This is a genomic window from Sphingobium sp. PAMC28499 (assembly GCF_004795815.1).
GTDB lineage: Bacteria > Pseudomonadota > Alphaproteobacteria > Sphingomonadales > Sphingomonadaceae > Sphingobium > Sphingobium yanoikuyae.
The window spans coordinates 4,441,471-4,457,803 of sequence record NZ_CP039248.1 but is presented as its reverse complement, the minus strand read 5'-3'; the positions used below and the strand labels follow the sequence as shown (position 1 = coordinate 4,457,803).

Annotated in this window: 18 protein-coding genes and 1 tRNA gene; 8 read left to right on the top strand and 11 right to left on the bottom strand. The window is 66.5% G+C overall.

The features are described 5' to 3' along the window. Position 1: 1 nt before the first annotated feature. Genes E5554_RS21180 through E5554_RS21145 form a run of 8 tightly spaced genes read right to left on the bottom strand, consistent with a single transcriptional unit; the run spans position 2 to position 7,519 of the window. Positions 2–181, bottom strand: a complete 180-nt coding sequence (locus E5554_RS21180) for a DUF6760 family protein (protein ID WP_017498956.1) — start codon at positions 179–181, stop codon at positions 2–4. After that, positions 181–579: a hypothetical protein gene (locus tag E5554_RS21175; RefSeq protein ID WP_125987003.1), complete on the bottom strand. Its 399-nt coding sequence runs from the start codon at positions 577–579 to the stop codon at positions 181–183. The genes E5554_RS21180 and E5554_RS21175 overlap by 1 nt, the downstream gene beginning before the upstream one ends. A gap of 22 nt (positions 580–601) precedes the next feature. After that, a complete protein-coding gene (locus tag E5554_RS21170) occupies positions 602–1,036 on the bottom strand; it encodes a phage tail protein (protein ID WP_125987001.1) in 435 nt (144 codons plus the stop codon). A gap of 22 nt (positions 1,037–1,058) precedes the next feature. After that, positions 1,059–2,591, bottom strand: coding sequence for a phage tail sheath family protein (locus E5554_RS21165; protein WP_017498959.1), 1,533 nt, complete (start codon positions 2,589–2,591; stop codon positions 1,059–1,061). 18 nt (positions 2,592–2,609) lie between these two features. Further along, positions 2,610–3,608 carry a hypothetical protein gene (locus E5554_RS21160; protein ID WP_017498960.1) on the bottom strand — a complete coding sequence of 333 codons (999 nt, stop codon included), beginning with the start codon at positions 3,606–3,608 and terminating at the stop codon, positions 2,610–2,612. Positions 3,609–3,627: 19 nt separating this feature from the next. After that, the gene (locus E5554_RS21155) at positions 3,628–4,359 is read right to left on the bottom strand and encodes a hypothetical protein (protein ID WP_017498961.1); all 732 of its coding nucleotides are present in this window, start codon (positions 4,357–4,359) and stop codon (positions 3,628–3,630) included. After that, positions 4,356–4,928 (bottom strand): Pvc16 family protein, encoded by a 573-nt coding sequence (locus E5554_RS21150; RefSeq protein ID WP_063976147.1) that lies wholly within the window; start codon positions 4,926–4,928, stop codon positions 4,356–4,358. Before E5554_RS21150 ends, E5554_RS21155 begins: the two co-directional genes overlap by 4 nt. Then, positions 4,928–7,519 carry an ATP-binding protein gene (locus tag E5554_RS21145; protein WP_168708746.1) on the bottom strand — a complete coding sequence of 864 codons (2,592 nt, stop codon included), beginning with the start codon at positions 7,517–7,519 and terminating at the stop codon, positions 4,928–4,930. The genes E5554_RS21150 and E5554_RS21145 overlap by 1 nt, the downstream gene beginning before the upstream one ends. Before the next feature lie 253 nt (positions 7,520–7,772). On the opposite strand from E5554_RS21145, the gene E5554_RS23545 reads away from it, so the two are divergent. After that, the gene (locus tag E5554_RS23545) at positions 7,773–8,072 is read left to right on the top strand and encodes a winged helix-turn-helix domain-containing protein (RefSeq protein ID WP_081260945.1); all 300 of its coding nucleotides are present in this window, start codon (positions 7,773–7,775) and stop codon (positions 8,070–8,072) included. Positions 8,073–8,371: 299 nt separating this feature from the next. Here the strand turns inward: E5554_RS23545 and E5554_RS23425 are convergent, their stop codons facing one another. Beyond that, the gene (locus tag E5554_RS23425; protein ID WP_234781465.1) at positions 8,372–8,683 is read right to left on the bottom strand and encodes an Arm DNA-binding domain-containing protein; all 312 of its coding nucleotides are present in this window, start codon (positions 8,681–8,683) and stop codon (positions 8,372–8,374) included. A 240-nt stretch (positions 8,684–8,923) separates the two neighbouring features. Further along, positions 8,924–9,014 (bottom strand) — tRNA-Ser (locus E5554_RS21130). A 138-nt stretch (positions 9,015–9,152) separates the two neighbouring features. Here E5554_RS21130 and E5554_RS21125 point away from each other — a divergent pair. After that, positions 9,153–10,055 carry a peptidylprolyl isomerase gene (locus E5554_RS21125; RefSeq protein WP_136187982.1) on the top strand — a complete coding sequence of 301 codons (903 nt, stop codon included), beginning with the start codon at positions 9,153–9,155 and terminating at the stop codon, positions 10,053–10,055. Here the strand turns inward: E5554_RS21125 and E5554_RS21120 are convergent. Continuing rightward, positions 10,052–10,519, bottom strand: a complete 468-nt coding sequence (locus E5554_RS21120; RefSeq protein ID WP_069338080.1) for an Lrp/AsnC family transcriptional regulator — start codon at positions 10,517–10,519, stop codon at positions 10,052–10,054. The two genes, E5554_RS21125 and E5554_RS21120, sit on opposite strands and share 4 nt — an antisense overlap. Before the next feature lie 175 nt (positions 10,520–10,694). Here E5554_RS21120 and ald point away from each other — a divergent pair, with 175 nt between their 5' ends. The 6 genes from ald (at position 10,695) to E5554_RS21090 (ending at position 16,282) form a co-directional block, all read left to right on the top strand. Further along, on the top strand, positions 10,695–11,810 hold the full coding sequence (ald, locus tag E5554_RS21115) for an alanine dehydrogenase (RefSeq protein WP_136187981.1): 1,116 nt from the start codon (positions 10,695–10,697) through the stop codon (positions 11,808–11,810). Positions 11,811–12,170: 360 nt separating this feature from the next. After that, a complete protein-coding gene (locus E5554_RS21110; protein ID WP_004208288.1) occupies positions 12,171–13,001 on the top strand; it encodes a sulfite exporter TauE/SafE family protein in 831 nt (276 codons plus the stop codon). 113 nt (positions 13,002–13,114) lie between these two features. Then, positions 13,115–13,813: a response regulator transcription factor gene (locus E5554_RS21105; protein WP_069338082.1), complete on the top strand. Its 699-nt coding sequence runs from the start codon at positions 13,115–13,117 to the stop codon at positions 13,811–13,813. After that, a complete protein-coding gene (locus tag E5554_RS21100) occupies positions 13,806–15,158 on the top strand; it encodes a HAMP domain-containing sensor histidine kinase (protein ID WP_136187980.1) in 1,353 nt (450 codons plus the stop codon). The genes E5554_RS21105 and E5554_RS21100 overlap by 8 nt, the downstream gene beginning before the upstream one ends. After that, positions 15,151–15,714: a hypothetical protein gene (locus E5554_RS21095; protein ID WP_097384343.1), complete on the top strand. Its 564-nt coding sequence runs from the start codon at positions 15,151–15,153 to the stop codon at positions 15,712–15,714. The genes E5554_RS21100 and E5554_RS21095 overlap by 8 nt, the downstream gene beginning before the upstream one ends. 175 nt (positions 15,715–15,889) lie before the next feature. Beyond that, positions 15,890–16,282, top strand: a complete 393-nt coding sequence (locus E5554_RS21090; RefSeq protein WP_004208283.1) for a hypothetical protein — start codon at positions 15,890–15,892, stop codon at positions 16,280–16,282. Positions 16,283–16,333: the final 51 nt, after the last annotated feature.

Below are 16,333 nucleotides of genomic sequence, written 5' to 3'. Positions count from 1 at the left end.
CCTACAGCCCCGCGAACGGATCGTCGGGCGCGCCGCCGAGCCGGCGGTTGATGCCGGAAATCTCCCGGCACCAGCGGCGGCGCTCGCCATGCTCCATGGTCATCAGCGTCTCGCTGCTCCAGTGGAAATGCGCGGCGATGAACGCCATTTCCCCGTAAAGTTCGGCCACGGGGTAGGCCATCAGGCTTCCCCCAGCACGGGCATCCCGCCGACGGTGCGGCCATTGGAGGATGCTGCGGCGACGGGCGCGGCGGGGACGCCATCGGGTTCCTCGGCCGAATTGATGTCCTCGTAGAGCTGGCGCAGATATTCGATGTCGCAGGCGAACAGCCCCTCGACCAGCGCGGTGTCGACATGCGGCATATTGCCGAGCCGGGTGATGACGCGCGCGAGGATGATGACGGTGAGATAGGCCGGGTTCGACTGCACGCGCGGATCGCGCAGCGGCAGGATCTCGTCCGCTGCCGTGGCGAGGCGCATGACGCCGCGTTTGTGGAGAAGGCCGGTCTCGTCGATATAGCCCTTGGGCAAAGTGAACTCGACTTCGGTGCGGAAGCCGGCGGCGGATATGCGGTCCATGTCTGCTCTCCTCTCGCGGCCGTCAGCGGGTCCGCTCGATGCCTTCGTTCACCAGCTCGAGAAGCTCGATGAACACCTCATTGCCCTTGGCGTTGAGGTCGCTGGGATCGTATTTGGTGGGCCAGGCCTCCGAGACGAGGAAGCTCGCCTTGTCCGTGCCGGATTCGTCGATGACGATGATCTTCACGGACTTGCGGCCTTCCTTGATGCCGCCGCCGACGATCTTCTTGTGCCACTCGTAGAGTTCCTGCGAGTCCGTCACGCCCCATTTGAGGGTGATGTTGCCGTACTTGGTCAGGCCCGGCAGCTTGCGGACATGGGTGGGGTCGATGCCCTCGCGATAGTCGATCGCCTCGTTGGTGGTCTCGCCGATCATCACCTCGCTGAAATAGGCCTGGGTGATCTGGTCGATCTCCACCCGGAAGCGCATGTTCCGGATCGGGTCGTTGCGTGCCATGCTGCGTCTCCTTGCGCGCCGGTCAGCTCTGGGCTTCGGCGGTGTTCTGGAAGATGCGGAAGATCACGAATTCGGCGGGGCGCACGGGCGCGATGCCGATCTCGCAGATCAGGCGGCCGTTCAGGATGTCGTCCTGCGTCATCGTCGAGCGGTCGCAGGCGATGGTGAAGGCCTGCTCCTCCGTCACGCCCATCAGCGCGCCGGCGCGCCACTGGGTGCGCAGGAACAGGCGGATGGTGTCCTTCACCCGCTCCCACAGGCGTTCGTCATTCGGTTCGAACACCACCCATTGCGTGCCCTCGTAGATCGAGCGTTCGAGGAAGATGAACAGGCGCCGGACGCTGACATATTTCCACAGGCTGTTGGACGAGAGCGTGCGGGCGCCCCAGACGCGGATGCCGCGGCCGGGAAAGCGACGGATGGCGTTGACGCCGCGCGGGTTCAGAACCTCCTGCACATTGTCGTCGACCAGATATTCAAGGTCGAAGACGCCGCGCAGCGTGTCGTTGGCGGGCGCTTTCCAGACGCCGCGGTCGGTGTCCGTGCGGGCGTAGAGGCCGAGCGTGTGGCCGCCGGGGGGGACGAGCTTGCGCTGGCCGCTCTGCAGATCGGACACCCAGATCCACGGATAATAGAAGGCCGCATATTGCGTGTCCCACTTGCTGCGCGGATCGACCGAATTGGGGTCGCCCATATTCTTGGCGGTGTCGACGACGGCGAAGCGGAACTGGCTCTTTTCGCAATGGGTGATGACGGCGGCGACGACGTCGTCGGGCGCGGCGGGCGCCTGCACCAGCGCGACCTCGCGATAATCGTCGAGGTCGAGCGCCGAGAGGCCGGTGCGCAGATTGCTGTCGGCGTCCTCGCCCTTGAACTGGTTGACGCCGGGCGCGGCGCTGGCGTCCGCGCCGCCGGTCAGCTTGTCGAAGCCGGCGGAAGGCAGCGTGGTGAGCGGTGCCGGCGCGGTGACGGTGACGAGCGCGCTGTTGTCCTGAAGCCGTTTCTCGAAATAATCGGGCGAGGTGCGGTCGTCCCAGACGAGATTGTCGAAATCCTCCGCGAGCGTGGGCAGCGGCAGGCGCGGCGGCTGGGTGCGGTCGAACGGATCGGCGTAATTGCCGTCGGGCGAGGGCGTCTGCCAATAGGCGACCTGCAGGCGGAAGCCGATCGGCGTGTCGCCCTTCTTGGTGCTGCTCTCCACGATTTTCACGAACACCCGGTCGCCCCAGGCGCCGGGACCGATCGCGTCGATCTGCAGCCCGCCCGCGGTCCGCGTGGAGACGGTCGCGTCGGGACCGAGGATGCGGCAGATGAAGGCGCGGCGGCCGCCATTCTCGAAGAAGCCGGAGACGGCGTCCGGCATATATTTGCCGTCCGCGAAGACCGAGCCGAAATGCCGGCGATACTCGTTGAAGCTGGTCACGAGCCGGGGCTTGGTCCGCCCGCGCTCCGTCTCGCCCAGAAAGGCGGAGGTGCTGGTCGCGACGCCCTCTATGGGGCGGGGACCACGCTCGATTTCCTCGATAAAGACGCCGGGCGCCAGATATTCTGCCATGTCAGCCTCCGTTCAATCTCAGGATGCGGGAGTGAGCGACGCCTTGGCGTCCTTGATCCAGACGTCGCCTTTCAGCTTGTCCCACGCGGCCTTGAGCGTCGCGAGGTCGTCAGGGTTGAGCTTGAAGTCATAGTCGGCGGCGGCCTGCGTCTCGGCGGCGGCCTTCCAGCCGGCGAAGACGTCCTTGCGCTGCTGGTCGAGCGCGTCCGGGTCGATCAGATGGACCGCGCCATTGGCCTGGCTCTTGGCGGGGTCGAGCCAGTCGGCGAGATCAGCATAGCCGGCGGTCTTGAGCGCGCCCGTCACCTTGTCGAGCGCAGCCTTGGCGTTGGCGCTCAAGGTTCCGTCGCTGATCTGAAGATGCTTGGGCGCGACCTCCATCCAGAAGCTGAGGATCGGGGCGTCCACATTGTCCGCAGTGTTGATGGCGGCGCTGAGCGTGTTGATCTGCGGCAGATAGCCGTCGACGATCTTGCCGATCGCGGCTTCGGGCGCGGACCAGTCGGCATGGCGCGCCGCCCAGTCCTTGGTCGCCTGCTGCGCGCCGGCGCGGGCCTTTTCCTTCGCGCCGACGAAGGTGGCCATTTTCGTCGCCAGCGCGGCGCGCGCCTTGAGCAGCTTGCCCAGCGGCTTGGTCGCGTCGCCGATCAGCGGCGTCCAGTTGTTGAGCGCGGCGAGCATGTCGGCCGCCGCGCGGTCGAACTCCTTGTCCGCCTGCTTCATCTTGACGCCAAGCGCGCCGTCGGTCGCACAAGCCGTGCGATAGGATTTGACGATGGCGTCGCGCGCGGCCTGCTTCTCCGGCGCGAACAGGTCCGTCGCCGCCGTTTCGATGGGCTTCATCAGATCGGCGAGCGCGCGGCTGATCGCGATGTCGCGAACATAGTCAGGCGGAGGCGGAGGGGCGGGCGCCGCAGCAGCGCCTCCCCCGGCCGCTCCGGGGGGCGTAACGGCCTGATCGCCGCCCGCAGGGTCGGCGGTCGTTGCGGAGTCGATGGTGTCAGTGTCGCCGGTCATGCGAATTCTCCTCATCGCCTCACGGTGCCGGAGGCAGGGTTGGCTCGGTGGCGGAAAGGGCGGCCCAGCCGAAGGGCGTCGGGGCGCGGAAAAGCTGGTTGCGGCGCATTGGCAGCAGGGCCGAAAAGCGGGTCGCGCCGGCGCGCTCCACGCTGATCCAGCCGATGATCGCGCCGTCCGCGACGCGAGGGTCGGCGGTCGTGGGGACGCGCGGCATCGGCGCGTCGTCGCCCAGCGATCTGACCATCGCGACGAAGCCGCCGCGGACGTCGGTGACGCCGGTATAGGCGCCGTCGAGCGGGCCGGCGTCGCTGGCGGACTGGAGCATGACCTTCACATTGGCGTCGGCGACGGGGACGGGCGGATCGACGGCCGCATCCTCCACCAGCATCCCAGCGACGCCGAGCCGGCCGGCCGGCGGCTCGTAAAGGCCGGTGGGCGTCAGCGTGGCGCGCTGGACGAGAACGGGAACTTGCGGCGCGCGCATCGGCACCGCGACCGTGGCGCTATAGGGCGCGAACTGGCCGCGCGTCGCCACCGCCTCTATCGTCACGGTCCGGGCGGCGGGCGGCTCCGGATCGACCCAGACGAACTGGCCGAGCTTTGTGATGGTGGGCGGCCGGAAGCCGGGCGCCGTGACCGTCATCTGCCCGCCGGCCAGCTGGCCGGTGACGGGATCGACCAGTTCAAGCGCGAGCAGCACGCGCCGCTTGACGCGATCCGCATGCGCGAGGGGGAAAGGCGCGGTCATGCGCTTTCCATCCGGGCGTGGCGCATGTCGCCGTCCGTGACCGGCGCGGCGGACGGGGCCGGCGCGCGCGGGTCGATCCAGACCGGGCTGGCGCGAAAGGCGATGGAGGAGCGGCAATTCTCATTGGGGAACAGGCCCCAGATGCGCGCCATCTCGTCCGAATTAAGCGGGAGGAGCGACAGCCACACCGCCTCCTGAAAGGCGGCGGGCACGGCGAGGGGTGATCCCGTCTCGATCGCGCGCACCGCGTCGGCCAGACGGCCAAGGCCGTCCGCGCCCGCCGGCGCGCCAGCGCCGACGGTGAGCAGATAATGCAGCTCCAGCGGCACGGCGGGTTCGAGCAGCACCGGGTTGTCATTGGCGGTGGGCCAGGGGCGGATGCGCTGCGCGTTGCGCAGGTCGGCGGCGGGCGTCACCAGATAGAGGAACAGCACGAGGTCGGCGTCCGCCGCGCCTTCATTGGGCGAGGCGAGGCTGATCTTATAGGCGCTGGGCGGCACGCCCGGCTGATTGGCGAGCGACAGCCGCAGCATGTCGATGATCGCGGCGGTGACGAGGTCGAGCGCCATCACGCCGCCTCCCTGCCGCACGCCGCCTCTACGGCGTCGACGCGGGCGAGATCGGCGAAGCGGCCGAGCCGCACGAGCTGGCTGCGCGCGCCCGCCAGCACGTCCTCCATCAGGATCAGCCGATCCGCCTCGGCGGCGAGCATGGCGGCGTGCAGCGCCATCTGGCGAATGACGCCGCCGGTGACGTCGAGCGCGAGGGCGAGAGGGCGCAGGGCGAGCGGCCTGGCGCGCAGGGGAACCGGGATCGACTGTTCCCAGATCAGCAGCCGGTCGCCGGCCGAGGGGCGCGGGAACTCTACCTTGAAGCGCAGGCGGCGGGTGAAGGCGGCGTCGATCGATTCCGCATGGTTGCTGGTGAGGATGGCGAGGCCCGTGAAGCGCTGAATGCGCTGGAGGAGATAGGCGACCTCGATATTGGCGTAACGGTCGTGCGCGTCGGTGATGCTGCTGCGCTTGCCGAACAGGGCGTCGGCTTCGTCGAACAGCAGCACGGCGCCGGCGTCCTGCGCGTCGCCGAAGATGAGGTCGAGATTCTTCTCCGTCTCGCCGATATATTTGCTGACCACCTGCGCCAGTTCGATGACGTAGAGGTCGGCGCCGAGTTCGGTCGCGACGGCGTGGGCGGCGGTGGTCTTGCCGGTCCCGCTTTCGCCGGAAAACAGCGCCGCGACGCCGCGCCCGTCGGTGAGATCGGCGAAGCCCCAGTCCTCCAGCACTTCGCGCGTGTGGCGGACATGGCTGACCAGTTCGCGAAGCTGGCCGCGCTGGATGGCGGGCAGGACGACCGCCTCGATTGCCGGCGGGGCGCCCGCGACGCGGGGCGCAGGCTCGACGCGGCGAGCGAGGCTGGGCAGGCGCGCGCCCGCCATGCGGCGGAAGCCGCCGAGCCAGTCATCCGCCTCCGGTCTGCTGGGCCGGCCATTGGCAGCCGCCAGCGTCTGCGCGAGCGCGATCGCCTGGGGAATGCGATCGAGTGCGATGGGGAAGGCGTCAGCAATATGTTCGGCCAGCGCGTCGTCTTCGACATTGTGACTCGACAAGGCGTTGGCGATGACTTCCTGCCGATCATGACGCGTCACCACAGGGAGGTCCGCGGAGACGATGTGGGATTCGGCCATGCCAGCGAGCCGCTCGGTCGCATTGGTGGCGATGAGATAGGGCGGCTGCGCGAACTGCGGCCAGGTAGCATTCAGCGCGCTCCACAACGCATCGCTTTCCGGACTTTTTCCGCCCAGATCGAAGATCAAGGTCCATCCCGCCAGTCGCGCGGCGCTGGCGAGCTCGGCAAGAGTCTCTGCGAGCATTTCGGGCGCGAACGGGCTCGCGGGCGGCGCCAGGACGAGTGGCTTATCGGCGATGGCGGCCGCTTCGACCACTGTCCAGCCGGGCGACGATCCGGTCAGGAAAATCGCGGATACCAGATCGCGGCCGATCAGCGCATGGCGCACGGCCGCACGGATCCGCCGTTTGCGGTCGGCAGAGAGCAAAGCAGCGGCGTCTTCGGGCGCGGGCCGATACAGCCGCCGGATCTCAGCGCCCAGCAGGGCATCGGAATCGCCGGTTACTAGCCAGTCGGCCAAGGCCGGCGGCAGGCGCAGCGGCATGTCGCCCGCCAAAGTGGCCGGCCCGGCACGCGGAACGATGCCGAGCCGGCGCAGCGGGTCGTTCAGCGCAAATGCGCCGCGAATGCTCGCAGGCGTCGTCTTGCGAATGCCCGCGGCGATGATCGCACAGGCCAGCCCGACTGACGGATAACGCCGCGAGAGATCGTCGTGTAGCGTGCCGAACAGGCGGTGGAAGCGAATGTCGAAATCGCTCGCGCCTGCGAGCAGCAAGAATTTGAGCGCCTGCTGATCATCATCGATCTTGCGGAACAGGATAGCGAGCGGCGCTTGAGCGTTCTCGGGGGCACGCAGCGACGCGACCAGCTTACGGAACAGCTTTTCGGGCCGCTCCGGCGCTTCGCCGAACAGGCTGACGAAGCCCTCGAGAAGCCGTTCCATCAGTTCCAGGCCTGGGACAAAGCCGGGTGCCTCATCCTTCCGGGGCGACCAGACATCAAGCAGCACGCGCGTCGCCGCTTCAACCCAGTCGAGCGACTGATCAATCAGGTCCGCGATCCGCCCGTCCACTTCGACGGCTAGTGGGGCCGGGTGATAGGCGGCCGGCGCGGCCTCTTCCGCTTGTTCGGCATCGTTCGGTTCGGTGCGCAGATGAAAGCGAAGGACACGCCCTTCGTTCGCGGGAGCCGCGGGGCGGGCCAGCATGTGAATGATGCGGCGGAGCTGATCGAAACTGAGATTGCGCATCGACAGGTTGGTGATGCCGGTCTCGATGGAAACGGCTAGCATGTGAACGTCGCTACGGGCCGCACGGATGGCCGACGCGATCGCCGGAATGGCGGATTCCTGCCCGATGATGAGGATTACGGCGATCTCGGGCTGCTCCCAGATCATGACGACGGCCTGCTCCACGCTGACGGGGGCCTCGCTCGCCAGGGTGACATTGGGATCGAGCGCAAGTCGTTGCCCGATAGCGTCGAACGGATCTTGCGGCCCATCTTTCACGAGAAGAATGTTGCAGGTCTCCAAGAGCGCGGCCTCCCTGGTCAAGGCTGTCAGGGTAGCGCTCCGGTGCCCAGACGATATGGCTCACGACGGATCAGACCATTCCGGCCCATCCTGCATGGCTGGGCCTCCATCGAAAGGATCAGGACGTAGGCTTGAGGGATGGATCGAAGACAGACCTTTTGGTTCAGAAAAGGTCTGTGCACTGCCTTGCGAGGATCAGCTTGCAGACCGTCAAGACGCTGCTCGCCCGGCTCGTTAACAAGGGCGTTCGCCCATGAGGTGGAGGGGCGGCGCTATCTCTATCGGTCCCTGGTGGCGCGAGGCCTATGTCGCGGGAGAATCCCGGCTGGTCGAAACCCATATGAGCCGACTGCGCACCAAGTTGAACGAGGGTGGACGTGGGGATGCGATCCGCACGGTCCGGGGATCGGGCTATATGGTGTTGAGTAGCGGCACGGCGCAGGGGATCATCGAAGGCGACTATGTCCGCCGGATGCCGGTCGTTGAACGGGCAGCGAGTTCGACCGGATATCGACCATCCTCAACCAGATGCTCGGCCGGCCTTCGACGATGATGGTCGCGGTCTGACAGTGGACCTGCAGGCGGTAGAGGTGCGGGGCGATGCGCAATCGCTCAAGCACCCAGTCGCCAATCTGCTGGAAAACATCCTGGCCCATGCCGGTAAAGGCATGGCTGCGAAATGCCCTTCTTGCTTGGGTTGTCGCGGCAGCCCCTTGGTGATCGCGCGCATGGGGGCTTCAGTCTGGCGATAGTCCGACGCATATGTCCAATGGACAACAGTGCCGATCCGTTGCCGGACCCGTCGCGCCGTCTCGGGCTTGGCGAGCCTGATATCCGCCAGCGCGTTGCGGATCATGGGCCCTGTAATCTCATTGGCCCGCACATGGCCGATGTGCGGGAACACATAGGCCTCGAGCGTCTGGAGCCACTGTTTCTCGTGCTTCTGGTTCCGCCTGTCTTGCTGTGCGCCGCGATCACCTTGGCAGCCGCCTGGCGAAATGTGGGGATGCCCTGTGCCTTGCGCCGCTCGAAGATTGGATCCAGCCCTAGCTCCACCCAGGTTCGGATTTCTCGCGCCCGCTCCCGAGCGGTTGCCAGCGAGACTTTCGACGCGCTCCCCAAACCAAAATCGCCTCGATTCCCATCCTTCTGCGCCCGGCACATCCAGCTTTTCCCACCGCCGGGTTTGATGAAGAGGAACAGGCCATCGCCATCGCTAAGCCGCCCAGGTCATGTTGCTGCTTTCACAGCGGTTGCGGAAAGTTTTCCCATGCCACCAAATCTCCCACATTTCCAATCGGTCACCGGTGGACTGGCAGGGATGAACGTGGATGCGAAGCACGCTGAAAGCCGCAGAAAAGCTGGGCTTTTCTGATTCGAAACGGATGTGAAATAACAGGATGATGGCGGAGCGGGAGGGATTCGAACCCTCGATACGCTTTTGACGTATACTCACTTTCCAGGCGAGCGCCTTCGACCACTCGGCCACCGCTCCGCAGGAACCCCATCGTCGCTGTAAGCGGCGTGAATCGGGTTCATATTCCATCGCACTGGAGGCGGCTCCCTATCGCGCGACAACGCACTAGGCAAGGGGATGCTTTACTTTCTTGCGCAGCAATTGTTTGATCGCGTCATGACCCTTCGCCGCCGTGCCGCGCTGCTCGCGCCCTTCATCGCCATCCTGCCCCTTGCCGCTGCCGATGCGGCCGATCCGCCGGCCACGCCCAGCGCGGTCGTGGCGCAGGCGCCGGCCAGTGCCTGGCGCGCCGTCCCGGCGCAGGATCTGCTGGTGATGACGATCGAGGGTGGCAAGCGCGTGGTGATCCAGCTGGCGCCGCAATTCGGTCCGCGCCATGTCGCCAATATCCGCGCGCTCGCCGCCGCCCATTGGTGGGATGGCACCAGCATCAACCGGGTGCAGGACAATTATGTTGTCCAATGGGGCGACGCGACCGAAAAGAAGCCGCTGCCCGCCGGCCTCGCGCCGACCAGTCCGGCCGACTATGTCCAGCCGCTTGAGGGCATGAAGGCGAAGCTGACGCCGCTGCCCTATCCCGATCCCTATGCGCGCGCGACCGGCTTCATCGGTGGCTGGCCGGTGGCGATCGACGGGGACGCCGCCTGGCTGCCGCACTGCTATGGCATGATCGGCGTCGGCCGCAACATGTCGCCCGATGCCGGCACGGGCGCGGAACTCTATACCGTGATCGGCCAGGCGCCGCGCCAGCTCGATCGGAACATCGCCGTCGTCGGTCGCATCGTCGAGGGGATGACCGCGCTCACCAGCCTGCCGCGCGGCAGCGGTGAGCTGGGCTTCTACACCGATGCCGAGCGCAAGCTGCCGATCGTCTCGGTGCGCCTCGCAAGCGATCTGCCGCAGGCGGAGCAGCCGCATGTCCAGGTGATGGATACCGGTTCGGCCAGCTTCGCCGACTATCTGCGGCTACGCGCCAACCGCAAGGATGATTTCTACGACCGGCCGGCGGGTGGCGTCGATCTGTGCAATGCGCCGGTGCCGGTGCGATTGGCGCCTTAAAGAGGAAGATCGCGCAGCCGATAGCCGCGCCAGTCGCGGATGCGACGGATGGCGAAGCTGGTGCGGATCGCCGACACGCCGGGCAGGCGGGCGAGGCAGTCGCGATGGACCGCGTCGAAGCCCTTGAGGTCGGCGGCGGCGACCCGCAGCAGATAGTCGGCCTGACCCGCCATCAGATGGCATTCCAATATTTCCGGGAAGCCCGCGACCGCCGTCTCGAACCGTTCCATCGCCTCGCGGCTCTGGCTGGTCAGGGAAATCTCGACAAAGGCCTGGAGCGTCAGGCCCAGCGCCGCCGGATCGAGCCGGGCGGCATAGCCCTCGATCATGCCGGCATCCTCCAGCGCGCGGATGCGACGATGGCAGGCGGAGGAGGAGAGGCCGATCTGCTCGCCCAGTTCATTCATCGACCGGCGGGAATCGCTCTGCAGCGCCTCCAGCAACGCGATGTCGAACCGATCCATGCAATGTCATCCCGATGAAATAAGATTTCGCGATATATTGTCCTGCATGCGGGCGATCGCAAGCGCAAATCAGGGAACAATCGCCACCTGCTTGGCGATATGATGGGGCCACAACCGGCGGGGCTGCGTTGTCCTTTCAGGATGGGCCATCCCGCTGCAAAATGGAGAGCGTCTCATGATCGTCGGCACCGTCAAGGAAATCAAGAATCACGAATATCGCGTCGGCCTGACCCCCGAGAGCGTCCATGAACTGACGGCCCATGGCCATGAGGTTCTGGTCGAGACCGGCGCGGGTGAGGGCATCGGCGCGCATGACGCGCTCTATGAGCGGGCCGGCGCCACCATCATCGCCACCGCGGCCGAAGTGTTTGCGCGCGCCGAGATGATCGTCAAGGTGAAGGAGCCCCAGGCCGTCGAGCGCGCGATGCTGCGCCCCGGCCAGATCCTCTACACCTATCTCCACCTCGCGCCCGATCCGGAGCAGACCCGCGACCTGATCGCCTCAGGTGCGACCTGCATCGCCTATGAAACCGTGACCGACGCCAGCGGCGGCCTGCCGCTGCTGAAGCCCATGAGCCAGGTGGCCGGCCGCATGTCGATCCAAGCCGGTGCCACAGCCCTTGAAAAGGCGCATGGGGGCCGCGGCGTGCTGCTGGGCGGCGTGCCGGGCGTGCTGCCGGCCAAGGTCGTCGTGATCGGCGGCGGCGTCGTCGGCTTCAACGCGGCGCAGATGGCGGCCGGCCTTGGCGCCGACGTCACCATTCTCGACCGCAATCCCGAAGTGCTCGAAAAGCTGGGCATGTATTTCGAGGCGCGGGCCAAGACCCGTTTCTCGAACCGCGCAAACCTGGCCGAATGCGTGGCCGAGGCGGATCTGGTGATCGGTGCGGTGCTGATTCCGGGCGCCGCCGCGCCCAAGCTGGTCAGCGCCGACATGCTCAAGACCATGAAGAAGGGCGCGGTGCTGGTCGACGTCGCGATCGACCAGGGCGGCTGCTTTGAAACCAGCCATGCCACGACCCATGCCGACCCGACCTACATCATCGACGGCATCGTCCATTATTGCGTCGCCAACATGCCCGGCGCGGTCGCCCGCACCAGCACCTATGCGCTCAACAATGTGACCCTGCCGCACGCGCTGCGCATCGCCGAACTGGGCTGGAAGGACGCCCTGCGTCGCGATCCGCACCTGCTCGCGGGCCTCAATGTCTGGGCCGGCAAGGTCACCTACAAGGCCGTCGCTGACGATCTGGGCCTGCCCTACACCCCGGCGGAAGACGCGATCGCCTGATCGCGCCGCCCCCTGTTTCCCGGCGTCCCCGACAGGCGCCGGGCAAAAGGACGCCAGCCTTCCCTTGCGGGGCTGGCGTCCTTTTATTTTGCGCTGTTTTTCGTCTGGCGCGACGTCGCGTCGCCGGGCTTTGTTTCCCGATTGTCAAATAAACGCCATGGATTCTCTTGCGGGTTCCAAGATCTCGTTCGTCTAGTCGGGCAGGGGGACATGACCACATGCCCCCCATGCATCCTGGTTCCGCCGAAGAGAGGCATGGTTTAACATCATGGTCGATTTCCCCACATTCGCCGCCTTGATCCAAAAAGGCGATCGCTCCATCATGCGCGCCGGTCGCGCACTGCAGAAAGGGGCGTGCTGATGTCCGGTGATATCATGACCTGGCTCGTGCCGCTGGTTGCCATGCTGGCCGCTGGCCTGCTCGCCGGCTTTGCCGCCGGCATCTTCGGCATCGGCGGCGGCTTCGTCGTCGTGCCGGCGCTGCTGGTCGTGCTGCCGCTGCTGGGCGGGACGAAGGACGGCATCGCCCATGTCGCGATCGGCACGTCGGCTGCGACGATCATCCTGACCTCGATCCGATCGCTGCTGGCGCATTCCAAGCGCGGGGCGGTGGAGTTCGACGTCCTCAAGACATGGGCGCCCTGGATCATATTGGGCTGTGGCGCGGGCGTCGTGCTGGCGGGCCATGTCGATGGCCGCACGCTCAAGATGATCTTCGGCGCAGGCGTCATCCTGATGTCGCTCAACTTCCTGATCCCGGTGCTGAACGGCAAGGTGATCAGCGACCAGATGCCGTCGGGGCTGGCGCGCATCGGCATTGCAGGCGGGTTGGGCACCTTTTCCTCGCTGCTGGGCATCGGCGGCGGCACCATTGCCATCATGACGATGACGCTGTGCGGCCGCACCATCCACCGCGCCATCGCCACCGCATCGGGCATCGGCACGCTGATCGCCATCCCGACCACCATCGGCTTTGCCATCATCGGCTTCCGCGAAGGCGGCCTGCCCTGGGGTTCGCTGGGCTATATCAACATCCCCGCGACGATAGCGATCGCATCGATGTCGATGCTGACCGCGCCGCTGGGCGTGGCCGCCGCCCATAGCCTGCCCGCCGGGCCGCTGAAGAAGATTTTCGGCGTCTATCTGCTGATCATCGGAGCGCTGATGCTGCGCGCGGGGCTCAAGATCTGATAATGATCTGATAATGATCTGATAATCCGGCTGTATTTCTTAACGGCCGCCAGTGACCGCCTTAACAGGCTTTGTCACTGGCGGCCGTTCGCGCTATCTGACAGGCGGTGAAGATGGCGCAAACCGACCCGATTTCCGTGCTGCTGGTGGAAGATGACCCGGCGGCCCGCGCCAATATTGCCGAAATACTGGTCCGCGCCGGCATGGTCGTCGACCTGGCGGAGGATGGCGCGGAGGGGCTCAAGCGCGCCGCATCGGGCCGCTATCATGTCATCATCCTCGATCGCACCCTGCCGCATCTTTCGGGCATCGATGTGGTGACGCGCATGCGCGTCGCCGGGATCGAGGCGCCGGTGCTGATGCTGTCCGCGCTCGGCCGCAGCGAGCATCGGGTCGAGGGGCTGGAAAGCGGCGTCGATGACTATATGGCCAAGCCCTTCGAGCCAGACGAACTGGTCGCCCGCGTGCGCGCTTTGTGGCGCCGGGCGGGGCGGTTGCAGCAGGATTCGGTGCTGCTGTTCGGCGATCTGGAATGCCATGTGAAGGCGCGCACGGCCCATCGCGCGGGCCGCCATGTGCCGCTGTCGCCCAAGGAATTTGCGCTGTTCCGCTACCTCATGGAACATGCCGGCGAAGTGGTCACGCGCGAAATGCTGCTGCGCCATGTGTGGAAACTCAGCTTCGATCCCCAGACCAATGTCGTCGACGTCAATGTCGGCCGCCTGCGCCGCAAGCTGGAGGAAGGGTTCGACAGCGCCGTGCTGGAGACGGTCTGGGGCACCGGCTATCGGCTGATCGCCGCCCATGGCTAGGTTCGGCCTGCTGCGCTCGGTCTTTGGCCGGGTCACGCTGTCGGCCCTGCTGGTCAGCCTGGCGTCCACGCTAGTGCTGTTCCTGGTGGTCGAACGGATCGTCGAGACCGACGGGCGCGTGATGCTGGGGCGAGAGGTCGATACCGATCTGGCGGGCCTGGCCGACATCTATGTCAGCAGTGGCGAGGCGGAACTGAGGGCGCGCATCGCCGATCGGCTGGCGATGGAGCGCGGCGACAGCGAAAAGGCCTATTATCTGCTCGCCGATGCGGCCGGGCGCCGGGTGGCGGGCAATATCGATCACTGGCCCGCCCTGGCGTCCGAAGTATCCGAAGCGCGGCTGATCCGCCTGCCCGGCGGCGACCGCATGTTCGCGCGGGCGACGCTGCTTGGTCCCGACACCCGGCTGATCGTCGGGCGCAGCAACATTCGGGCGCGGGCGCTGCAGACCCGGCTCGCCATCGCCTTTGCCATTGCCGGCGCCATCGTTGCCCTGCTCAGCCTTGCCGCCGGCCATTTCGCGGCGCGCCGCCTGCGTCGCCGGGTCGAACGGATCAACCATGTCTTCGACGCGGTGCGCGCCGGCGATATCGGTGTGCGCGCACGCGCCACCGGGGCGAGCGACGAACTGGCCGAACTGGCCGCCAACACCAATGCGATGCTGGACCAGGTGCAGCGGCTGATGGAGGCCCAGCGCTCCGTGTCGGATCAGACCGCGCACGAGATCCGCACCCCGCTGATGCATCTCGATACGCGTATCCTAAAGGCGATGGAGCGGACCGGGGATGAGGGGCTGTTGCGCACCCTCGGCCGGTCGCGCGACGAGATACGCAGTGTCGTGCGGCTGCTCGATTCCCTGCTCGACATTGCCGGCACCCAGGCGCTGCGCGGCGATCGCCGGGGCCTGGCCGATGTCGACCTCAGCGAGATTGCCGACAATCTGGCGGACCTTTATGGCGCCAGTGCAGAGGATCTTGGCATCGCCTTCAACGCGATGGTGGCGCCGGGCATATCCTTCCGCGCCGATCCGATGCAGATCACCCGGCTGCTGTCCAACCTGCTCGACAATGCCTTCAAATATGTGCCGCGTGGCGGCAGCGTGCTGCTCAGCCTGGCGCCGGGGCCGCTGATCATTGTCCAGGATAATGGCCGGGGCATCCCGGCCGATGCGCGCGAACTAGTCTTCGACCGCTATGTCCGGCTCGATCCGTCGCCCGGCAGCGGCCATGGTCTGGGGCTGGCGCTCGCCCGCGCGATCGCCGAACGCCATGGCCTGACCATCCATGTCGAGGATGCCGCGCCCGGCGCCCGCTTCGTCGTGCAGCCGGAGATGGCGGATGATTAGGCTCTTCCTGCCCCTGCTGATGCTGGGCGTCGGTCCGGTCGCGGTGGTCGAGGAGCCGATGCCGACCGATGCGCTGATGCGCACCCTGGCGGAGGGCGATCTGGCGCAGGCGCGCGGCGATCAAGCCGCACTCGCGGCGGCGGCCGACACTCTCAAGCTGCTCGGCGCGCGCCCGGCGGAGGGGCAGGATGACCTGTCCACCCTCTGGTCGCAGCAGGCGCAGGCCGGCGGCGCGGTCCATGCCGGGCCGGTCTATCGCGGCCGGGCGCTCGGCCCCGCCTATCGCCGCGGGTCTCTGGCGGCCGGCGGGCGGGTGACGCTGCGCCAGCTGTTCCTTGCCGGCCAGCGCGCGCAGATTTCGGTGGCACGCGCCACCGGCATCGCCGCATCCCTGTCGGTCCGGGTGCGCAATGCCGATGGCGGCACGCTGTGCGCCAAGCCGGTGGCGGCGCCGCAGGCCGATTGCGCCTGGCTGCCGCTGTTCACCGAACGCTATGCGATCGAGATAGAAAATGGTGGCAGCGCGCCGGCAACCTTCTATCTGGTGATCCGCTGATCTAATCCCAATCGCCTGAAATCAGGGCGAAAAAGCCCGATATTCGGCCCTTTTTGGCGCTGCGGCCCACCGCCGTCGCGCCTCGCTTCGTCCATTCTGCACATCCGTTCAGGCGCAAAATGCCGGTCCCGGTGCGTTATTGCCGCAGGTTCGATGAGGAAAGAGGAGAAACGTCATGAACCGTTCGATGCTTCTGACCGCCATCGCCATGGTCGGCATGACCCCGATCGCCGCCATGGCCCAGCCCCAGGCGCGTGGCCCGGCTCCGGGTGAAGGCCCGGTGAGCTATGAGGAACAACTGGCGTCGGTCGAGGACCAGCTTGTCTATGAAGCGCCGATCGCCGGCGTGGAGAACAACTACTGGTTCAATTACCAGACCGACCTGGCCGAGGCGCGCAAGGAACTGACCAAGGATCTGCGCCATTCCAGCGATGCGGAGGATAATCGCGACGCCTGGGAGGAATATCGCACCGAACTGGCCGATGCCCGTGGCGACTATGCCAAGGAAATGGCCGAGAAGGGCTATCCGGTCGGCGAAGTCCGGGTGCTGGGCAGCAGCGGCCGCTGATCCGCGCGGCGCTGATCCAAATATAGAAAGGGCTGGTCCGGTCATCCGGGC